This is a genomic window from Streptomyces sp. 378 (assembly GCF_030124145.1).
Lineage (GTDB): Bacteria > Actinomycetota > Actinomycetes > Streptomycetales > Streptomycetaceae > Streptomyces.
The window spans coordinates 1-18,319 of sequence record NZ_JASKMS010000044.1 but is presented as its reverse complement, the minus strand read 5'-3'; the positions used below and the strand labels follow the sequence as shown (position 1 = coordinate 18,319).

Genomic DNA, 18,319 nt, shown 5'->3' with positions numbered 1-18,319 from the left:
TTCACGCGTCCTCGGCGAGTTCCAGCCAGCGCATCTCCAGCTCCTCGCGCTGACCGGCCAACTCCCGCAGCTCGGTGTCCAATTCTGCGACCTTCGCGAAGTCCGTGGCGTTTTCGGCGATTCGGGCGTGGAGTTTGGCCTCCTTCTCGGAGACCTTGTCGAGCTGCCGCTCGATCTTCTGGAGCTCCTTCTTGGCGACGCGCTGGTCGGCGGCGCTCTTCTCCGGGGCCGCGGACTGCTGCTGCGCCGCCACGGGGGACGAGGCGGCCGCGGCCTCCTCCATGCGCTGCCGCCGCTCCAGGTACTCGTCGATGCCGCGCGGCAGCATCCGCAGGGCGCCGTCGCCGAGCAGGGCGAACACCCGGTCGGTGGTGCGCTCGATGAAGAACCGGTCGTGGGAGATGACGATCATCGAGCCGGGCCAGCCGTCGAGCACGTCCTCCAGCTGGTTCAGCGTCTCGATGTCGAGGTCGTTGGTGGGCTCGTCGAGGAAGAGCACGTTGGGCTCGTCCATGAGCAGGCGCAGCAGTTGGAGCCGGCGGCGCTCACCGCCGGACAGGTCGCCGACGGGCGTCCACTGCTTCTCCTTGGTGAAGCCGAACGTCTCGCACAGCTGCCCGGCGGTCATCTCGCGCCCCTTGCCGAGGTCGACGCGCTCGCGCACCTGCTGCACGGCCTCCAGCACGCGCGTGGCCGGGTCGAGTTCGGCGACCTCCTGGGAGAGGTAGGCCAGCTTCACCGTCTTGCCGACGCGGACGCGCCCGCCGAGGGGCTGGGTGTCGCCGTCGGACCTCGCGGCCTCGGCCATGGCCCGCAGCAGGGACGTCTTCCCGGCGCCGTTGACACCGACCAGGCCGATCCGGTCACCGGGCCCGAGCTGCCAGGTGACGTGCTCGAGGAGGATCTTGGGGCCCGCCTGGACGGTGATGTCCTCCAGGTCGAACACGGTCTTGCCCAGCCGGGTGGAGGCGAACTTCATCAGCTCGCTGCTGTCCCGCGGCGGCGGTACGTCCGCGATGAGCTCGTTGGCGGCCTCGACACGGAAGCGCGGCTTGGACGTACGGGCGGGTGCGCCGCGCCGCAGCCAGGCCAGCTCCTTGCGGACGAGGTTCTGCCGCTTCACCTCCTCCGTGGCGGCGATGCGCTCGCGCTCGGCACGGGCGAAGACGTAGTCGGAGTAGCCGCCCTCGTACTCGTAGACCGCGCCGCGCTGGACGTCCCACATGCGGGTGCACACCTGGTCCAGGAACCACCGGTCGTGCGTCACGCACACCAGCGCCGACCTGCGGTTCTGCAGATGCCGGGCGAGCCAGGCGATGCCCTCGACGTCGAGGTGGTTGGTGGGCTCGTCCAGGACGAGCAGGTCCTGGTCCTCGATGAGCAGCTTGGCGAGCGCGATGCGCCGCCGCTCACCGCCGGACAGCGGACCGATGACGGTGTCCAGCCCCTTGGGGAACCCGGGCAGGTCGAGCCCGCCGAACAGGCCGGTCAACACGTCCCTGACCTTGGCGACGCCCGCCCACTCGTGGTCGGCCATGTCGCCGATGACCTCGTGGCGGACGGTCGCCTCGGGGTCGAGGGAGTCGTGCTGGGTGAGCACGCCGATGCGCAGACCGCCGGAGTGCGTGACGCGCCCGGTGTCGGCCTCCTCCAGCCTGGCGAGCATCCGGATCAGCGTGGTCTTGCCGTCGCCGTTGCGGCCGACGACGCCGATGCGTTCCCCTTCGGAGACACCGAGGGAGACGCCGTCGAGCAGGGCGCGTGTTCCGTACACCTTGCTGACGTTCTCGACATTGACCAGGTTGACGGCCATTACTCTCCTGCCAAGGGGGATGGATCGACCCTCCAGGGTAGTCGCGCGGCGGGGTGCTCCGGCCGGGCGGTTCACGCCTCGGTCGCCGCCTTCACGCCCGGCGCTGGTAGCGCCAGACCGAGAGTGTCGGGATCGGCCCCCGCCTCCAGCAGCGCCGTGACCTCGTCCACGTCCCCGCGCCGTGGGCCGCGACCAGTTCCGGCACTGCTGTGCCCCCCTCTCGAAACGACTGGGGGAGCCCAGGCGCCCGGCTGCGGCCGGGGGTGGTCAACGCCCGGCGATCGTCGCCCCGGGCGCCGGACCCGATGCCGTGCGCACCGTCCGGCATGTCCCGGACGCCAGCAGGGCCTGAGCCACCGTGGCGGCCGACTCGGGGCCGCGGACCAGGAACGCGGTGGTCGGGCCGGAGCCCGAGACCAGCGCCGCGAGCGCACCGGCGGCGCGGCCGGCCGCCAGGGTGTCGGCGAGTTCCGGGAAGAGGGAGAGCGCGGCCGGCTGGAGGTCGTTGGAGACGGTAACGGCGAGCGCGTCCGGGTCGCCCTTGGCGAGGGCGTCGAGGAGTTCCTGGGAGGCTACGGGGGTGGGCATGTCCACGCCCTCCCCCAACCGGTCGAACGCGCGGAAGACCGCCGGGGTGGACAGTCCGCGGTCGGCCATCGCGAACACCCAGTGGAAGGCGCCGCCGACCTCCAGGGGCGTCAGCTGCTCGCCCCGCCCGATCCCGAGGGCCGCCCCACCGACCAGGCTGAACGGCACATCGCTGCCCAGTTCGGCGCAGATGTCGAGGAGTTCCTCGCGGGAGGCGCCGGTCTGCCACAGCGTGTCACAGGCCACCAGTGCAGCGGCGCCGTCCGCGCTGCCGCCCGCCATGCCGCCGGCGACGGGGATGTCCTTGGCGATGTGGAGGTGGACGTCGGGGCTGCGGCCGTACCGCTCGGCCAGCGCGATCGCCGCCCGCGCCGCCAGGTTCGTACGGTCCAGGGGGACCTGGTCGGCGTCCGGGCCCTCGCAGGTGACGCGGAGCTCGTCGGCCGGGGTGACGGTGACCTCGTCGTAGAGGCCGACGGCGAGGAAGACGTTGGCCAGGGGGTGGAAGCCGTCGGGGCGGGCGGCGCCGACCGCCAGCTGGACGTTGACCTTGGCGGGGACGCGGACCGTGACGCTCACGCGGGCTCCCTCTCCTCGTGCCGGTTCGCCTGGTGCTCGGCGATCCGCGCGAACTCCTCCACGGTCAGCGACTCACCCCGGGCCTGCGGCGAGACCCCGGCGGCGACGAGGGCCTCCTCGGCGGCGGCGGCCGATCCGGCCCAGCCGGCGAGCGCGGCCCGCAGCGTCTTGCGGCGCTGGGCGAACGCGGCGTCGACGACGGCGAACACCTCGCGCTTCGAGGCCGTCGTCCTCAGCGGCTCGGTCCGGCGGACCAGGGAGACCAGGCCGCTGTCGACGTTGGGCGCCGGCCAGAAGACGTTCCGTCCGATGGAGCCGGCGCGCTTGACCTCGGCGTACCAGTTGGCCTTGACCGAGGGGACGCCGTAGACCTTCGAGCCGGGCGGGGCGGCGAGCCGGTCGGCGACCTCCGCCTGGACCATGACGAGGGTGCGCTCGATGGTCGGGAAGGTGTCGAGCATGTGCAGCAGGACCGGGACGGCCACGTTGTACGGGAGGTTGGCGACCAGCGCGGTCGGGGCGGGGCCCGGCAGCTCGGTGACGTGCATGGCGTCGGAGTGGACCAGGGCGAACCGGTCGGCGCGCTCGGGCATGCGGGCCGTGACGGTCGCGGGCAGCGCGCCGGCGAGCACGTCGTCGATCTCCACGGCGGTGACCCGGTCGGCGGCCTCCAGCAGCGCGAGGGTGAGCGACCCGAGCCCCGGGCCGACCTCGACGACCACGTCGTCGGGGCGGACCTGTGCGGTGCGGACGATACGGCGGACGGTGTTCGCGTCGATCACGAAGTTCTGTCCGCGTTGCTTGGTGGGGCGTACGCCGAGGGCTGCCGCGAGTTCGCGGATGTCGGCGGGGCCCAGAAGGGCGTCGGGGGTGGGGCTGCTGGTCACGGGACAAGGGTACGGGGGCCCGATCGCCCCTCGGGGTCCACCCTTGTCCGCCTGGTCCGCGTTATTCGCCTTGTCCGCGCAGCCGCCCCCCGCAGTGCGGCCACGGACTGGTTCCCCGCCGCACGTACAGCTTCTTCGCCCGGTAGGTCTGTTCCGCCGCCGGGGCGTCCTGGGGGCGGCCACTGCCGCCGAGGGCCTGCCAGGTTGGGGTGTCGAACTGGTAGAGGCCGCCGTAGGTGCCCGAGGAGTCGACCGCGTCGGGGCGTCCGCCCGACTCGCAGGCCGCGAGGCCCTGCCAGTCGAGGTGGTCGGCGCCCTGCACGGACACCGGGCGCGGCTTCGTCCCGACCTTCACGATCTGCGGGCGCGGCGCGCGCACCACCTCGGACCTGATCCGGCGCGGCTTCTGCCGGACGCCGTTGACCGTGCGCAGGGAGAAGGTGATCCGGCGCAGGCCCGGCTCGCCCGCACGCTCCACGACCTCCGTGCCGCGGAACAGGTCCGGATCGTCCGTGCGCCGCACCTGGAACGGGATCGGCTCCTCGCGGACCTCCTTGCCGCCGGTGATCCGCAGCACCGTCACGGTCTGTCCGTCACGCGGGAAGCTGCCCTGCGGGACGGAGGTGGTGTCCTGGCCGCGCAGGGTGATCCCGGCCTCCTCGACGGCCTCCCGTACGGTCGCCGCGTTGGTGCGCACCGTGCGGGCGCGGCCGTCCGCCATGATCGTGACCGTGCGCTCGGTCCGCACGTCCAGTGCGAGGCCCTCGCGCCCGATGCGCCGTGAGCGGGGCGTGGACACGTAGGCGCCCTCCTGCCGCACGCCGAGCTGCCGCAGCGCCCCTGCCACCGTGTGGGCGGTCGTCCACACCTCGCGCCGGTGTCCGTCGAGGGTGAGCCGCACGGGACGGGCGTAGTGCACGGCGACCTCGTCGCCGCTGGCGATCCGCGTGCCCGGCCCGGGTGCCACCACGTCGTGGGCGCCGACCTCGACGCCCTCCTCCGTGAGCAGTTCGGTGACGTCGTCGGCGAAGGTGTGCAGCGTGCGCGTCCTGCCGTCGACGTTCAGTTCGATGGCCTTGTCCTTGGCGACGAACGCCGTGGTGCCGCCCGCCAGGAAGGCCACGACCAGGGCCTGCGGGACCAGCCGTCGCATGGAACTGTCCGGGCGCTCGGCGTAGCGCGCCTTGCGCCGGCGCGTGGCCCTGCGGTGCGAGCCGGTGCGCGCAGCGGCTCGTGACCCGGCGCGCGCACCCACGCCCGGGCCGGCGGTCCCCGCGGGCTCTCCGTCCGGGACGCCCTGCCGGGGCAGCACGGGCAGGGTCGGGGCCTCGTAGGCGGGGCGGTAGGTGTCCTCGTAGGCGGGGCGGTAGGTGTCCTCGTGGGCGCCGGGCGCCCCGTGGCCGAGGGTCTCGGCGTTGTGCAGATCAACCGGAGGCGCGTCGAAACGGCCGTACGCCGGGTCGGCGTAGGCCGGGCCATACGTCTCGTACGTCTCGTAGGTCTCGTACCGCGAGTTGCTCACGCCGACGCGCTCCAGGGGCCGGAGGGGGTCCAGAGGGGTCCGGATCGGGCCCCCAGAACCTAGCGGAGCGGTCGTCACTCTCCAAAGCGACGCGACTACGCACAGTCGTACGGCCGGTGTCAGTAACCGAAGGCCCGTGCCGTGTTCGCGCCGAGCGCCGTGGCCAGCGTGTCCTCGTCGACGCCGCGCACCTCGGCCATGGCCCGCACCGTGATCGGCACCAGGTAGGGGGCGTTCGGCCGCCCGCGGTAGGGCGCCGGGGTGAGGAAGGGCGCGTCCGTCTCCACGAGGAGGAGTTCCAGCGGGGCCACGGCCACGGCGTCCCGCAGGTGCTGCGCGTTCTTGAAGGTGACGTTGCCGGCGAAGGACATGAAGTAGCCCGCGCTCGCGCAGATTTCGGCCATCTCGGCGTCGCCGGAGTAGCAGTGGAAGACGGTCCGCTCGGGGGCGCCCTCCTCCTTCAGCACGCGCAGGACGTCGGCGTGGGCCTCGCGGTCGTGGATGACCAGGGCCTTGCCGTGCCGCTTGGCGATCTCGATGTGGGCGCGGAAGGACCGCTCCTGCGCCTCCTTGCCCTCGGGCCCGGTGCGGAAGTAGTCGAGGCCGGTCTCACCGACGCCTTTGACCTGCTCGCGTGCGGCCAGCCGGTCGATCTCGGCGAGCGCGTCGTCCAGGGCCGTCCGGCCGCCGGGTTCGCGGGCGCCCTGCCGCGACCAGCCGTCGGGGTCGCCGTGCACGATCCGGGGCGCCTCGTTCGGGTGCAGGGCGACCGTGGCGTGGACGGCGGAGTGGGCCGCCGCCGTCTCGGCCGCCCAGCGCGAGCCCTCGAGGTCGCAGCCGACCTGCACGACCGCCGTCACTCCGACCGACGCCGCCTTGGCCAGCGCCTCCTCGACCGTGCCGGACTGCATGTCCAGGTGGGTGTGGGAATCGGCGACCGGCACCCGGAGGGGCTCCGGGAGGGGCGGGGCCGCGTTCTTGTCCTGGCGGCCGGAGGCGTTCGAAGGCATGCCCCGATCCTACGAAAGGGGTACGCCCTCCCCGATGGGGGAGGACCGGGGAGGGCGTCGACAAGGGAAGCCGGACGGGTCAGCTCGCCTTGCGCTGGAAGGGGTGCAACAGGTCGGACAGGTGCCAGTGGTGGGGCTCGCGCTGCTCCTGGCCGGCCGCCGCCCCGGCCTCGGCTGCCGCGGTGGGCGCCTGGACGGGCCCGGCGGGCGGCGGTACGCGGGACGGCCGGTGCGCCGCGTCGCGCGCCGACGCGACCCGCCCGGGCCGCATGATCCGCACGACGTGGCTGTCGCAGTGGTGACATTCGGGCCTGCTCAACGGGGAGGGCACCACCTTGCCGTCGGCCACGTAGAGGACGAACTCGTGGCCCGCGGCGTCCGTGTGGTGCTCTATCTCGTACGACTGCTCCCAGCCGTGCCCGCACCGCATGCAGGCGAAGGAGTAGGACTCGTTGACGACTGCGGTCGCACCGGCGCGGAGCCCGGTCTGCCCTGCGATCTCACTCATGCCAGCTCCTGTTGGTCCGCTGTGGCGTGAGGGCGATGCCGCCCCCGCGACCCAGTGGACTCCTCGGCCGGACCGATGGCAGCAGACCTGTCGACTGTTGGCCCCGATTTGGGCGTCCCTTGCCCCTGCGCCCCTTCTGCTTTGCCCACCCATGGGGCGCACGCTCAAACGAAAAGCGCCCTGCTCAGAAGGGTTCAGCGCCCCCGCCAGGGCGCGGGGCGGCATCGACGTGCGGCTCCACCGCGGCACCCCCGTCGGAGGCATGGGGCCGCATTGACGTGCGGCTCCGCCGCAGCGCCCCCGCCAGGGCGCGGGGCCGCGTTGACGTGCGGCTCCACCGCGGCACCCCCGTCGGAGGCATGGGGCCGCATTGACGTGCGGCTCCACCGCGGCACCCCCGTCGGAGGCATGGGGCCGCATTGACGTGCGGCTCCACCGCGGCACCCCCGTCGGAGGCATGGGGCCGCATTGACGTGCGGCTCCGCCACGGCACCCCCGTCGGAGGCGTGGGGCCACATCGACGTGCGGCTCCGCCGCGTGGGCGCGCTCACCCCACTCCACCCGCACCCCGCGCACCGCAACAGCTCCCGCCCCGAACCCGGCTCACCCACCGGCGTTCTTCGCGGCGACCACCGCGTCGAAGACCACCCTCTTCGGCACCCCGGCCTCCACCGCCACCGCGGCGATGGCCTCCTTGCGCCGCTCCCCCGCTTCCTCCCGCACCCGCACCCGCCGCACCAGTTCCTCGGGCCCGACCTCCTCGGGCCCCTTCTCCGGCGCCCCCTCGACCACCACGGTGATCTCGCCGCGCACCCCCTGCGCGGCCCACGCGGCCAGCTCCCCGAGCCCGCCCCGCCTCACCTCCTCGTACGTCTTGGTGAGCTCCCGGCACACCGCCGCCCGCCGCCCGGCGCCGAACACCTCGGCCATGGCCGACAGCGTGTCGTCGAGCCGGTGCGGAGCCTCGAAGTAGACGAGCGTCCGCCGCTCGTCGGCGACCTCCCGCAGCCGCCCCAGCCGCTCCCCGGCCTTGCGCGGCAGGAACCCCTCGAAGCAGAACCGGTCGACGGGCAGGCCGGACAGCGCGAGCGCGGTGAGCACCGCGGACGGCCCGGGCACGGCGGTGACCCGCACGTCCCTCTCGACCGCGGCGGCGACCAGCCGGTATCCCGGGTCGGACACCGACGGCATCCCCGCGTCGGTCACCAGCAGCACCCGCGCCCCGCCCACCAGCTCCTCGACCAGCTCCGGCGTCCGGGCGGACTCGTTGCCCTCGAAGTACGACACCACCCGCCCCTTGGGTGTGACGCCGAGCGCCTGGGTCAGCCGGCGCAGCCGGCGCGTGTCCTCGGCGGCGACGACATCGGCTCCGGCCAGTTCCTCGGCGAGCCGGGGCGGGGCGTCCGCGATGTCGCCGATGGGGGTGCCTGCGAGTACGAGGGTTCCGATCACGCTTCCCATCCTCCCAGGGCGGGCGGACCCGGACTCCTCCCAGGGGCGGACGATGCGGACGCATACCGGCCATGCACGGGACTCACACAGAACGGTTCCCTACGATGGCGCGGTGACCAGTACCGCGTCCTCCACGGACACCCGGCAGGGCCAGGCGCCGCTCGAGCAGCGGACGTCCTGGCAGCAGCGGCTGCGCCGCTTCGGCTACCAGGGGCAGCCCAGAAGCGACGCCGACGACGTCCGTGAGCGCCTGGTGCCGCCGTACACCGAGCCCGGCCCCCGGTTGTGGGCGGCGCTCGGCATTCCGCACCCGCTCGCGGGACGGCTGGTGCGCTGGTCGGGCTGGATCGGCCCGCTGCTCGTGACGTTGCTTGCGGGTGTGCTGCGGTTCTGGAACCTGGGCAGCCCCAGGGCGGTGATATTCGACGAGACGTACTACGCCAAGGACGCCTGGAGTCTCGTCCAGCGCGGGTTCGAGGTCAGCTGGGACAAGAACGCCAACGACCTGGTCCTGTCGTCGGGCTCGCACGTGAGCCTCCCGACCGAGGCGGCGTACGTGGTGCACCCGCCGGTCGGCAAGTACGTCATCGGGCTCGGCGAGCTGATGTTCGGGTTCGACCCCTTCGGCTGGCGGTTCATGACGGCGCTGCTCGGCACGCTGTCCGTGCTGCTGCTGTGCCGGATCGGCCGCCGCCTGTTCCGCTCCACCTTCCTGGGGTGTCTCGCGGGTGCGCTGATGGCGGTGGACGGCCTGCACTTCGTGATGAGCCGCACGGCACTGCTCGACGGCGTGCTGATGTTCTTCGTGCTGGCCGCGTTCGGCTGTCTGCTGGTCGACCGGGACAAGGCCCGCGCGAGACTCGCCGCCGCCCTGCCGGTGGACGAGTACGGCCGGGGCCGGCCCGACCGGCACACGGCCGAGACCACCCGCCTGGGCCCGCGCCCCTGGCGCTGGGCGGCGGGCCTGATGCTGGGCCTGGCCATCGGCACGAAGTGGAACGGCCTGTACATTCTGGCCGCGTTCTGCCTGATGGCGGTGTTGTGGGACGTGGGCTCGCGTCGCGTCGCCGGTGCCCGGCACCCGTACACGGCGGTCCTCAAGCGCGACACGGGCCTGGCGTTCCTCGCCACGGTCCCGGTGGCCCTGGTCACCTACGTCCTGTCCTGGACCGGGTGGATCCTCTCCGCCACCGACGGCAAGGGCGGCTACTTCCGCAACTGGGCCGCGACCGACGGCAAGGGCGGCAGCTGGACCTTCCTGCCCGACTGGCTGCGCAGCCTGTGGCACTACGAGCACCAGGTGTACGAGTTCCACGTCGGGCTGTCCTCGCCGCACACGTACCAGTCCAACCCGTGGAGCTGGCTCGTCCTCGGCCGCCCGGTGTCGTACTTCTACGAGTCCCCGGCGCCCGGCAAGGACGGCTGCCCGGCCGACGCGGGCGAGAAGTGCGCCCGCGAGGTCCTCGCGCTGGGCACACCACTGCTGTGGTGGGTCGCCTGTTTCGCGGTGCTGTACGTCCTGTGGCGCTGGTTCTTCCGCCGCGACTGGCGCGCGGGCGCCATCGCCTGCGGCATCGCGGCCGGCTACCTGCCCTGGTTCATGTACCAGGAACGCACGATCTTCTTCTTCTACGCCGTCGTCTTCCTGCCGTTCCTGTGCCTGGCGGTGGCGATGCTCCTCGGCGCGATCATCGGCCCACCCCGCTCCACCGACACCCGCCGCGTCGCGGGCGCCACGGCCGCGGGCGTCCTGGTCCTCCTGATCACCTGGAACTTCATCTACTTCTGGCCCCTGTACACCGGCCAGGCCATCCCGATCGGCGACTGGCGGGCGCGGATGTGGCTGGACACCTGGGTCTGATCCACGTTCGGACAAAAATCGAAACTCCCTGCCCGGTAGTAACCGCTTGCGCATAGAGTGCCTGCCGGGATCGGGCTTTCTGAACGCGTTCAAAGGGACGCGTGGAGGCTCAACGGGGAGGGATCGCCCAATGGGCAAGGGAGTCAAGGCCGCCGTCATCGGCGGGGTGTTCGCGGTGATGGTGGGCGGTGCCGGGTACGGCACCTACAACCTCATCAGCGCGCTGAGCGGCGACGGCGGCATCAGCGGGGTGGCCGCGGAGAAGAGAACGGGGCCGCCCGGCGAGGACGAGGTCAAGGAGACCACGGCCAAGTTCTTCGCGGCCTGGCAGAAGGGCACGGCCGCGACGGCGGCGTCGTACACGAACAACGACGCGGCCGCCGAGCGGCTCCTCACCGCCTTCGGCGACGACGCGCACATCACCGACGTGAAGATCACGCCCGGTACGGCGCAGGGCACGACGGTGCCGTACGCGGTGAAGGCGAAGGTGGCCTACGACGGGAAGTCCAAGCCGCTGAGCTATCGGAGCAAGCTGACGGTCGTGCGCGGGCTGACCACCGGGCGGGCGCTCGTGGACTGGCAGCCGTCCGTCGTGCACCCCGCGTTGAAGAAGGACGACACCCTCGTCACCGAGCAGTCGGCCACCCCGCCCATCGAGGCCGTGGGGCGCGACGGCTCCGTGCTGACGAAGGACACGTTCCCCTCCCTCGGCCCGCTTCTGGACGCCCTGCGCGACAAGTACGGCGAGAAGGCCGGCGGCACCCCCGGCATCGAGTTGGTCGTCCGGCACGACGGCGACGGCGCTCCCGACACCCCACTGCTCACCCTCGCCGAGGGCGAGCCGGGCAAGCTCACCACCACGATCAGCCCGAGCGCGCAGGCGGCGGCCGAGAAGGCGGTCAAGCGGTTCGCCCAGTCGTCGGTGGTGGCCGTCAAGCCGAGCACCGGGGAGGTGCTGGCCGTGGCCAACAACCGCACGGACGGCTTCAACGCGGCCTTCGAGGGCCAGGCGGCGCCCGGCTCCACCATGAAGATCATCACCGCGGCGATGCTCATCGACAACGGCGTGACCTCGATGAACGGTCCGGCACCCTGCCCCGACACCGCCGTGTGGCAGAGCCAGACGTTCAAGAACCTCACGAACATGAAGTCCGACGAGAACGCCACGCTCGCGAGCAGCTTCATGCGGTCCTGCAACACCGCCTTCATCAAGCTCATCGACGAGAAGCCGCTCACCGACGCCTCGCTGACCCAGGAGGCCGAGGAGCGCTTCGGGCTGGGGCGGGACAACTGGCAGACCGGCGTCGTCTCCTTCGACGGCCGGGTCCCCGCGGTCGAGGGACCGGACCGGGCGGCGGGCGCCATCGGGCAGGGCCAGGTCCAGATGAGCCCGCTGAACATGGCCTCGGTGACCGCGACCGCGATCACCGGCTCCTTCCGCCAGCCCTACCTCGTCTCGCCGGAGCTGGACGGCCGCGAGCCGGCCCAGGCCCGGGGCCTGCGGGCGAGCACCGCCGCCCAGCTCAAGCAGATGATGCGGCTCACCGCCACGCAGGGCACGGCCAGGCAGGCCATGGCCGGACTCGGCGGCGACATCGGCGCCAAGACCGGTTCGGCCGAGGTGGACGGCAACGCCAAGTCCAACAGCTGGTTCACCGGCTTCCGGAACGACATCGCGGCGGCGGCCATGACCGAGCAGGGCGGGCACGGCGGGGACGCGGCCGGGCCGATTGTCGCAGCCGTGCTACGAACGGGCGGCTGATCTCACCTGCGCGGGACGGGACTCTAGGGTGGTGGCCGTCGTTGGGACATCCGAGGGCAACGGTGACCCTGGGGATTCGCGGAGGAACGAACAGCAGTGGGCAACAGAAGGCGCGTCGCCGAGCGACGGAAGACCAGACCCGCCGTGATCGGCGGGATGATCGCCGTGGTCGTCGGCGGCGCCGGGTTGGGCGCCTACGCGCTGTTCGGTAGCGGGGCCGCCGCCGACGACGGGACACGGACCTCGGACCAGAAGCCGGAGGTGAAGACCGGCCCGCTGTCGTCGGCCGAGGTCACCACCACCGCCCGCGCCTTCCTCACCGCCTGGCAGTCCGGCAAGATCCCCCAGGCCGCCGCCATCACCGACGACCCCTCCGCGGCCCGGCCACTGCTCACCGGCTACACCGAGGAAGCCCGCGTCAAGGACGTCACCCTCACCCCGGCCAAGCGCGTCGGTGCCAAGGTGCCGTTCACCGTCAAGGCCACGGTGGCGTACAAGGGCACCGAGAAGCCGCTGACGTACGACAGCGCGCTGACCGTCATGCGCCGCACCAGCGACGGGAAGCCCCTGGTCGACTGGCACTCCGCGGTCGTCCACCCGGACCTGAGGGACGGCGACGAGCTGGTCACCGGCGCGGCGGGCACGCCCCCGGTCAAGGCCCTCGACCGGGACGGCGGCGAACTGACCACGAAGAAGTACGCCTCGATCGGCCCGGTCCTGGACGGACTGCGCGAGAAGTACGGCAAGGAGGCCGGCGGCAAGGCCGGTATCGAACTGCGCGTGGTGCGCGGGAAGGCCGCCAAGGCGCAGGACCTCTCGGACAAGACCCTGCTGGAGCTGAGCGAAGGCACACCGGGCACGGTGAAGACCACGCTGGACCCGGCGCTCCAGGCCGCCGCCGAGCGGCAGGTCGCGAAGAAGGCCCGGTCGTCGGTGGCCGTGGTGCGGGTGTCGACCGGCGAGATCCTGGCCGCCGCCAACGCCTCCCGCAGCTTCAGCACCGCCTTCCAGGGCTCCCTGGCCCCCGGCTCCACGATGAAGGTCATCACCTCCTCGCTGCTGCTCGAGAAGGGCCTGGCCTCGGCGGACAAGAAGCACCCGTGCCCCAAGTACTTCACGTACGGCCACTGGAAGTTCCAGAACGACGACAAGTTCGAGATCAAGAACGGCACCTTCAAGGCGAGCTTCGCCCGCTCCTGCAACACGGCCTTCATCAGCCAGGCGCCGAAGCTGAAGAACGACGACCTGACCAAGCAGGCCCAGCAGGTCTTCGGTCTGGGGCTGAACAACTGGGCGATCGGGGTACCGTCCTTCGACGGCGCGGTGCCGGTGCAGTCGGCGGCCCAGATGGGGGCCTCGCTGATCGGGCAGGGCGGGGTCCGCGTGAACCCGCTGAACATGGCGTCGGTGTCGGCGACGGTCAAGGCCGGCACGTTCCGCCAGCCCTACCTGGTCTCCCCGGACGTGGACGGACGCGAGCTGGCGAAGGCCTCGCGTGCGATGTCCGCGGACACCCTGTCCCAGCTGCGTGAGCTGATGTCGTACACGGCCGCGTACGGCACGGCCGCGGAGGCGATGGCCGGGGTCGGCGGTGACGTCGGCGCGAAGACCGGGACGGCCGAGGTCGACGGGCAGAAGAAGCCGAACGGGTGGTTCACGGCCTACCGGGACGACCTGGCCGCCGCGGGCGTGGTCCAGCAGGGCGGCCACGGTGGCTCGACGGCCGGCCCGATCGTGGCAGCGCTGCTGAAGGCGGGCGGCTGAGCCCCGAGGTCGGCACCGCCGAAGGCGAGCCACTGAACGCCCGGGTCGGACCCCTGCTGAAGGCGGGCCGCCGAGCCCCCGAGGTCGGCGCCGCCGAAGGCGAGCCGGGGCGCCGGACCTGGCTGAAGGCGGCCGACTGAGCCAGGACCTGCTGTAGGCGAGCCGCTGAACCCCGAGGTCGGCACCGTTGACGGCGGGCCGCTGAGCCCCGGCGTCAGTGCGTCACGGGTTCCGCGGCGGCCACGTACGTCCGCCGCAGGAACCGCATCAGCGTCTGCCGCTCGAACTGCACCACCGAGACGCCCTGCGCGGAGTGAAACTCCACCACGACCTGCACCCGGCCGCAGGGCCACACCCGTACCTCACCGCTGCCCGCCGGGGCCCGCAGGCCCTCCTCCAGCAGTTCGCGGCGGAAGGTCCATTCGCCGCCCCCGGCGCCGGGCAGCCCCATGCGCACCGACCGGGGATCGTGGTCGGGGTCGTACCGCAGGGTGACCGGAACCGCCTCCAGCTCGTCGGCGAGCGGGACGACCGCGTCCGAGACGATATGGGCTCGCGCGTACTGCTCGACTACGGACATCGGACGGCCCCTTCACCGTGCGCGTTCCGAGTGGAAACTCTGCGTCCACTCCCCCTCCAATGTCGCATATTTTCCTGATTGCGCCTGTCGGGGCGCATATATCACGGGTGAGATAAAACGAGCATCACGCTCTTGCAAACCGTTCGCATCAAGCCACATCATCGAACGGTGCATGTACCTGACGGATTCATCAACGCGCCCACGTCCGCCGCCACCGGTGTGATCGCCGCAGGCGCGATCGCCGTGAGCCTGCGCGGCGCACGCCGCGAACTCGACGAGCGCACCGCGCCGCTGGCCGGGCTGGTCGCGGCCTTCATCTTCGCCGTGCAGATGCTGAACTTCCCCGTCGCGGCGGGGACCAGCGGCCATCTGCTCGGCGGTGCGCTGGCGGCCATACTCGTCGGCCCCTACACCGGGGTGCTGTGCGTCTCCGTCGTCCTGCTGATGCAGGGCATCCTCTTCGCGGACGGCGGCCTGACCGCGCTCGGCGTGAACATCACCAACATGGCGATCGTCACGACGGTCGTCGCCTACGCCCTCTTCCGCGGCCTGGTCAAGGTGCTGCCCCGCACCCGCCGGTCGGTGTCCGCGGCCTCCTTCGTGGCCGCCCTGGTCTCCGTCCCGGCCGCCGCGCTGGCCTTCACGCTGATGTACGCGATCGGCGGCACCACCGACGTGTCGATCGGCAAGGTCGCCACCGCCATGATCGGCGTGCACGTCCTGATCGGCATCGGCGAGGCCGCGATCACCGCCCTGACCGTCGGCGCGGTCATCGCCGTACGCCCGGACCTGGTGTACGGAGCGCGCGGGCTGACGCAGAAGCTGAAGCTGCGGGTGAACGGCGAACTGGTCGACGCGCCCCAGGCCGAACCCGCGCCCGCCCCGGTGGCCGCCCGGACCTCGCACCGCAAGGTGTGGGCCGCCGGTCTGGTCGCCTCCCTCGTGCTGGCCGGGTTCGTCAGCTTCTACGCCTCCGCGAGCCCCGACGGGCTGGAGAAGGTCGCCGCCGACCACGGCATCGACAAGAAGGCCGAGGAGCACGCCGTCGCCGACTCCCCGCTCGCCGACTACGGCGTCGAGGACGTCGACGACGCCCGCCTGTCCGGCGGGCTCGCGGGCGTGATCGGCGTGGGCGTCACGGTCGTCGCGGGCACCGGCGTGTTCTGGGCCGTGCGCCGCCGCCGTACGGACGACACCTCCCCGTCGGACACGACGAGCGTGACGAGCGTCTGACGTGGGAGCCGGGCACGCGCACAAGCTGTACCGGCACGGGCACTCGCCCGTGCACGGCCTGCCGCCGCACACCAAGCTCGCGGCCGTGTTCGCCTTCGTGGTGGTCGTGGTGTCGACACCGCGCGAGGCGATGTGGGCGTTCGGGCTGTACGCCGTACTGCTCGGGGCCGTCGCGTACGTCGCGCGCGTGCCCGCGCTGTTCCTGCTCAGGCGGCTGCTGATCGAGGTGCCGTTCGTCGCGTTCGCGGTGCTCATGCCGTTCGTGGCGGAGGGCGAACGGGTCGACGTCCTCGGCCTGTCCCTGAGCGTCAACGGCCTGTGGGGCGCCTGGAACGTGCTCGCCAAGGGCACCCTCGGTGTCGCGGCCTCGGTGCTGCTGGCCGCCACGACCGAGCTCCGCGAACTGCTCCTCGGCCTCCAGCGCCTCAAGCTCCCGCCGCTCCTCGTGCAGATCGCGTCCTTCATGATCCGCTACGGCGATGTCATCACCGACGAGATGCGGCGCATGCGGATCGCCCGCGAGTCCCGCGGCTTCGAAGCCGGCGGCGTCCAGCACTGGGGTGTGCTCGCCAAGTCGGCGGGCGCGCTGTTCATCCGCTCCTACGAGCGCGGCGAGCGCGTGCACCTGGCCATGGTCAGCCGCGGCTACGCCGGCTCCATGCCCGTCATCGACGAGGTGACCGCGTCCCGGGCGCAGTGGTCGTACGCCCTCGCCCTCCCCTGCGCCGCTCTCCTCGTCTGTCTGCTGGGATGGACCCTGTGACCGATGTGACCCCTTCGCTCGACGTGGCCGGACTGGCCTTCGCCTACCCCGACGGGCACCAGGCCCTCTTCGGCGTGGACTTCTCGATCGCCCGCGGCGAGCGGGTCGCGCTGCTCGGCCCGAACGGCGCCGGCAAGACGACCCTCGTACTGCACCTCAACGGCATCCTGACCGGCGGCGCCGGCACGGTGAGGGTGGCCGGGCTGCCCGTGGACAAGCGGCACATGGCCGAGGTCAGGCGCCGGGTCGGCATCGTCTTCCAGGACCCGGACGACCAGCTGTTCATGCCGACGGTCCGGGAGGACGTGGCGTTCGGGCCGGCGGCGGCCGGACTGAAGGGGCCCGAGCTGGAGGAGCGCGTGGAGCGGGCCCTGGAGCGGGTCGGCATGGCGGAGTTCAAGGACCGCCCGCCGCACCACCTGTCCTTCGGGCAGCGCCGCCGCGTGGCCGTCGCGACCGTGCTGGCGATGGAACCGGAGATCCTCGTCCTGGACGAGCCCTCCTCCAATCTCGACCCCGCCTCCCGCCGCGAGCTGGCGGACATCCTGCGCTCCCTGGACGTGACCGTGCTGATGGTCACGCACGACCTCCCCTACGCCCTGGAGCTGTGCTCGCGCTCCCTGATCCTCAGTGACGGGGTGATCGCGGCCGACGGGCCGACCGGCGCACTGCTCTCGGACGAGGAGCTGATGCGGTCCCACCGTCTGGAGCTGCCGTTCGGTTTCGATCCGCGTTCCGTCCCGGCGGCTCCGGCCCGTCCGTGACAATGGGCGCGTGACGAACGAGGAGAGCACCGGATCACCGCTGCTGGACGAGCAGCTGTGCTTCGCGCTGTACGCCGCCCAGCGCGCGGTGACGGCGGCGTACCGTCCGCTCCTCGACGAGCTGGGCCTCACCTACCCGCAGTACCTGGTGCTGCTGGTCCTCTGGGAACGCGGCGAGACCACGGTCAAGGAACTGGCCGCGGCCCTGCGCCTCGACTACGGCACGGTCTCCCCGCTGCTGAAGCGCCTGGAGGCGGCCGGTCTGGTCCGGCGTGAGCGGTCGGCGCGGGACGAGCGGTCGGTGCTCGTGGCCGTGACCGGGCGCGGGGAGGAACTCCGGGAGCGGGCGGGGCGGGTGCCCGGCGCGCTGTTCACGGCGACGGGGCTGGACGCGACGGAGGCCGGTCGGCTGCGTGCGGAGCTGTGGCGGCTGGCGGAGCGGGCGGAGTCGGCGGCGGACCGGGCGAAGCCGGCGGCCGACCGGGCGAAGCCGGCGGCGGACCTGGCGAAGCCGGCGGCGGACCGGGCCGGCTGAGGGTTACCCGCGGTTGCCACCCCCTGGGCACGATCGATCGGTTACCGGCCAGTACCTTGTGCACGATGTGTTGGTGCACACCCGGATCCGGGGGAGGACAGCATGACTGACGGCCCCGCCGTCGACACCCGCCCGACGAAGATCATGTTCGTGGCGGAGGCCACCGCCCACGGTGGCCGTGACGGCTACGTCACCAGCCAGGACGGTCAGCTCGACCTCAAGGTGGCGATGCCCCCGCAGCTCGGCGGCGACGGCGACGGCACCAACCCGGAACAGCTTTTCGCGGCCGGCTACAGCTCCTGCTTCCACAACGCCCTGATCCTCGTCGGCAACCGCGAGGGCTACGACCTGACCGGCTCCACCGTCTCCGCGAAGGTCGGCCTCGGCCCCAACCGGCAGCGCGGTTACGGTCTCGCGGTCGCCCTCAGCGTCTCCCTGCCGGTCGTCGACCCCGACCTCGCGACCAGGCTGGTGGACGCCGCCCACGAGGTGTGCCCGTACTCGAACGCGACCCGCGGGAACATCGACGTGACCATCCTGCTTGGCTAGGCCCCTTCTGATGGATCTCCGTGGGAGAAGGAGCGGCGTTCGGTGCGTGCTCTGGGGGTCCCCCCTGCTCGAAGAGCTTGGGGGAGTGCCGCGTGGAAGCCCTCGTAGCGGAGCTACTTGGGCTTCCACGCGGTGCGGCGGTGGGGGCC

General features: G+C 72.3%; 16 protein-coding genes. 8 read left to right on the top strand and 8 right to left on the bottom strand.

All coding sequences use genetic code 11. The features are described 5' to 3' along the window. Position 1: 1 nt before the first annotated feature. The 7 genes from QNO09_RS36525 to rsmI form a co-directional block, all read right to left on the bottom strand. Positions 2 to 1,813, bottom strand: a complete 1,812-nt coding sequence (locus QNO09_RS36525) for an ABC-F family ATP-binding cassette domain-containing protein (RefSeq protein WP_283974540.1) — start codon at positions 1,811 to 1,813, stop codon at positions 2 to 4. 267 nt (positions 1,814 to 2,080) lie between these two features. Next, positions 2,081 to 2,980, bottom strand: coding sequence for a 4-(cytidine 5'-diphospho)-2-C-methyl-D-erythritol kinase (locus tag QNO09_RS36520; RefSeq protein ID WP_283974539.1), 900 nt, complete (start codon positions 2,978 to 2,980; stop codon positions 2,081 to 2,083). After that, a complete protein-coding gene (gene rsmA, locus QNO09_RS36515; protein ID WP_283974538.1) occupies positions 2,977 to 3,867 on the bottom strand; it encodes a 16S rRNA (adenine(1518)-N(6)/adenine(1519)-N(6))-dimethyltransferase RsmA in 891 nt (296 codons plus the stop codon). Before rsmA ends, QNO09_RS36520 begins: the two co-directional genes overlap by 4 nt. A gap of 61 nt (positions 3,868 to 3,928) precedes the next feature. Further along, positions 3,929 to 5,389: a resuscitation-promoting factor gene (locus QNO09_RS36510; RefSeq protein WP_283974537.1), complete on the bottom strand. Its 1,461-nt coding sequence runs from the start codon at positions 5,387 to 5,389 to the stop codon at positions 3,929 to 3,931. Positions 5,390 to 5,508: 119 nt separating this feature from the next. Further along, positions 5,509 to 6,399 carry a TatD family hydrolase gene (locus QNO09_RS36505; protein ID WP_283974536.1) on the bottom strand — a complete coding sequence of 297 codons (891 nt, stop codon included), beginning with the start codon at positions 6,397 to 6,399 and terminating at the stop codon, positions 5,509 to 5,511. A gap of 79 nt (positions 6,400 to 6,478) precedes the next feature. Next, positions 6,479 to 6,907, bottom strand: a complete 429-nt coding sequence (locus QNO09_RS36500; RefSeq protein WP_283974535.1) for a hypothetical protein — start codon at positions 6,905 to 6,907, stop codon at positions 6,479 to 6,481. A gap of 603 nt (positions 6,908 to 7,510) precedes the next feature. Beyond that, entirely contained in the window at positions 7,511 to 8,359 is an 849-nt protein-coding gene (gene rsmI / locus QNO09_RS36495) for a 16S rRNA (cytidine(1402)-2'-O)-methyltransferase (RefSeq protein WP_283974534.1), read from the bottom strand. A 112-nt stretch (positions 8,360 to 8,471) separates the two neighbouring features. Here rsmI and QNO09_RS36490 point away from each other — a divergent pair, with 112 nt between their 5' ends. The 3 genes from QNO09_RS36490 to QNO09_RS36480 all read left to right on the top strand — a co-directional run bounded on the left by QNO09_RS36490 (position 8,472) and on the right by QNO09_RS36480 (position 13,746). Next, positions 8,472 to 10,220: a dolichyl-phosphate-mannose--protein mannosyltransferase gene (locus QNO09_RS36490; protein ID WP_283974533.1), complete on the top strand. Its 1,749-nt coding sequence runs from the start codon at positions 8,472 to 8,474 to the stop codon at positions 10,218 to 10,220. Positions 10,221 to 10,350: 130 nt separating this feature from the next. Then, complete coding sequence (locus QNO09_RS36485; protein ID WP_283974532.1) at positions 10,351 to 11,982, top strand: penicillin-binding transpeptidase domain-containing protein; 1,632 nt, start codon at positions 10,351 to 10,353, stop codon at positions 11,980 to 11,982. 96 nt (positions 11,983 to 12,078) lie between these two features. After that, entirely contained in the window at positions 12,079 to 13,746 is a 1,668-nt protein-coding gene (locus QNO09_RS36480) for a penicillin-binding transpeptidase domain-containing protein (protein ID WP_283974531.1), read from the top strand. 214 nt (positions 13,747 to 13,960) lie between these two features. Here the strand turns inward: QNO09_RS36480 and QNO09_RS36475 are convergent, their stop codons facing one another. Beyond that, the gene (locus QNO09_RS36475; protein WP_283974530.1) at positions 13,961 to 14,326 is read right to left on the bottom strand and encodes an SsgA family sporulation/cell division regulator; all 366 of its coding nucleotides are present in this window, start codon (positions 14,324 to 14,326) and stop codon (positions 13,961 to 13,963) included. Positions 14,327 to 14,494: 168 nt separating this feature from the next. On the opposite strand from QNO09_RS36475, the gene QNO09_RS36470 reads away from it, so the two are divergent. The 5 genes from QNO09_RS36470 to QNO09_RS36450 all read left to right on the top strand — a co-directional run bounded on the left by QNO09_RS36470 (position 14,495) and on the right by QNO09_RS36450 (position 18,170). Next, positions 14,495 to 15,559, top strand: coding sequence for an energy-coupling factor ABC transporter permease (locus tag QNO09_RS36470; RefSeq protein ID WP_283974529.1), 1,065 nt, complete (start codon positions 14,495 to 14,497; stop codon positions 15,557 to 15,559). A gap of 1 nt (position 15,560) precedes the next feature. Further along, positions 15,561 to 16,322: a cobalt ECF transporter T component CbiQ gene (cbiQ, locus tag QNO09_RS36465; protein WP_283974528.1), complete on the top strand. Its 762-nt coding sequence runs from the start codon at positions 15,561 to 15,563 to the stop codon at positions 16,320 to 16,322. Further along, positions 16,310 to 17,086 (top strand): energy-coupling factor ABC transporter ATP-binding protein, encoded by a 777-nt coding sequence (locus QNO09_RS36460; protein ID WP_283974527.1) that lies wholly within the window; start codon positions 16,310 to 16,312, stop codon positions 17,084 to 17,086. The genes cbiQ and QNO09_RS36460 overlap by 13 nt, the downstream gene beginning before the upstream one ends. Before the next feature lie 10 nt (positions 17,087 to 17,096). After that, positions 17,097 to 17,621 (top strand): MarR family winged helix-turn-helix transcriptional regulator, encoded by a 525-nt coding sequence (locus QNO09_RS36455; protein ID WP_283974526.1) that lies wholly within the window; start codon positions 17,097 to 17,099, stop codon positions 17,619 to 17,621. A 102-nt stretch (positions 17,622 to 17,723) separates the two neighbouring features. Then, the gene (locus QNO09_RS36450) at positions 17,724 to 18,170 is read left to right on the top strand and encodes an organic hydroperoxide resistance protein (RefSeq protein WP_283974525.1); all 447 of its coding nucleotides are present in this window, start codon (positions 17,724 to 17,726) and stop codon (positions 18,168 to 18,170) included. Positions 18,171 to 18,319: the final 149 nt, after the last annotated feature.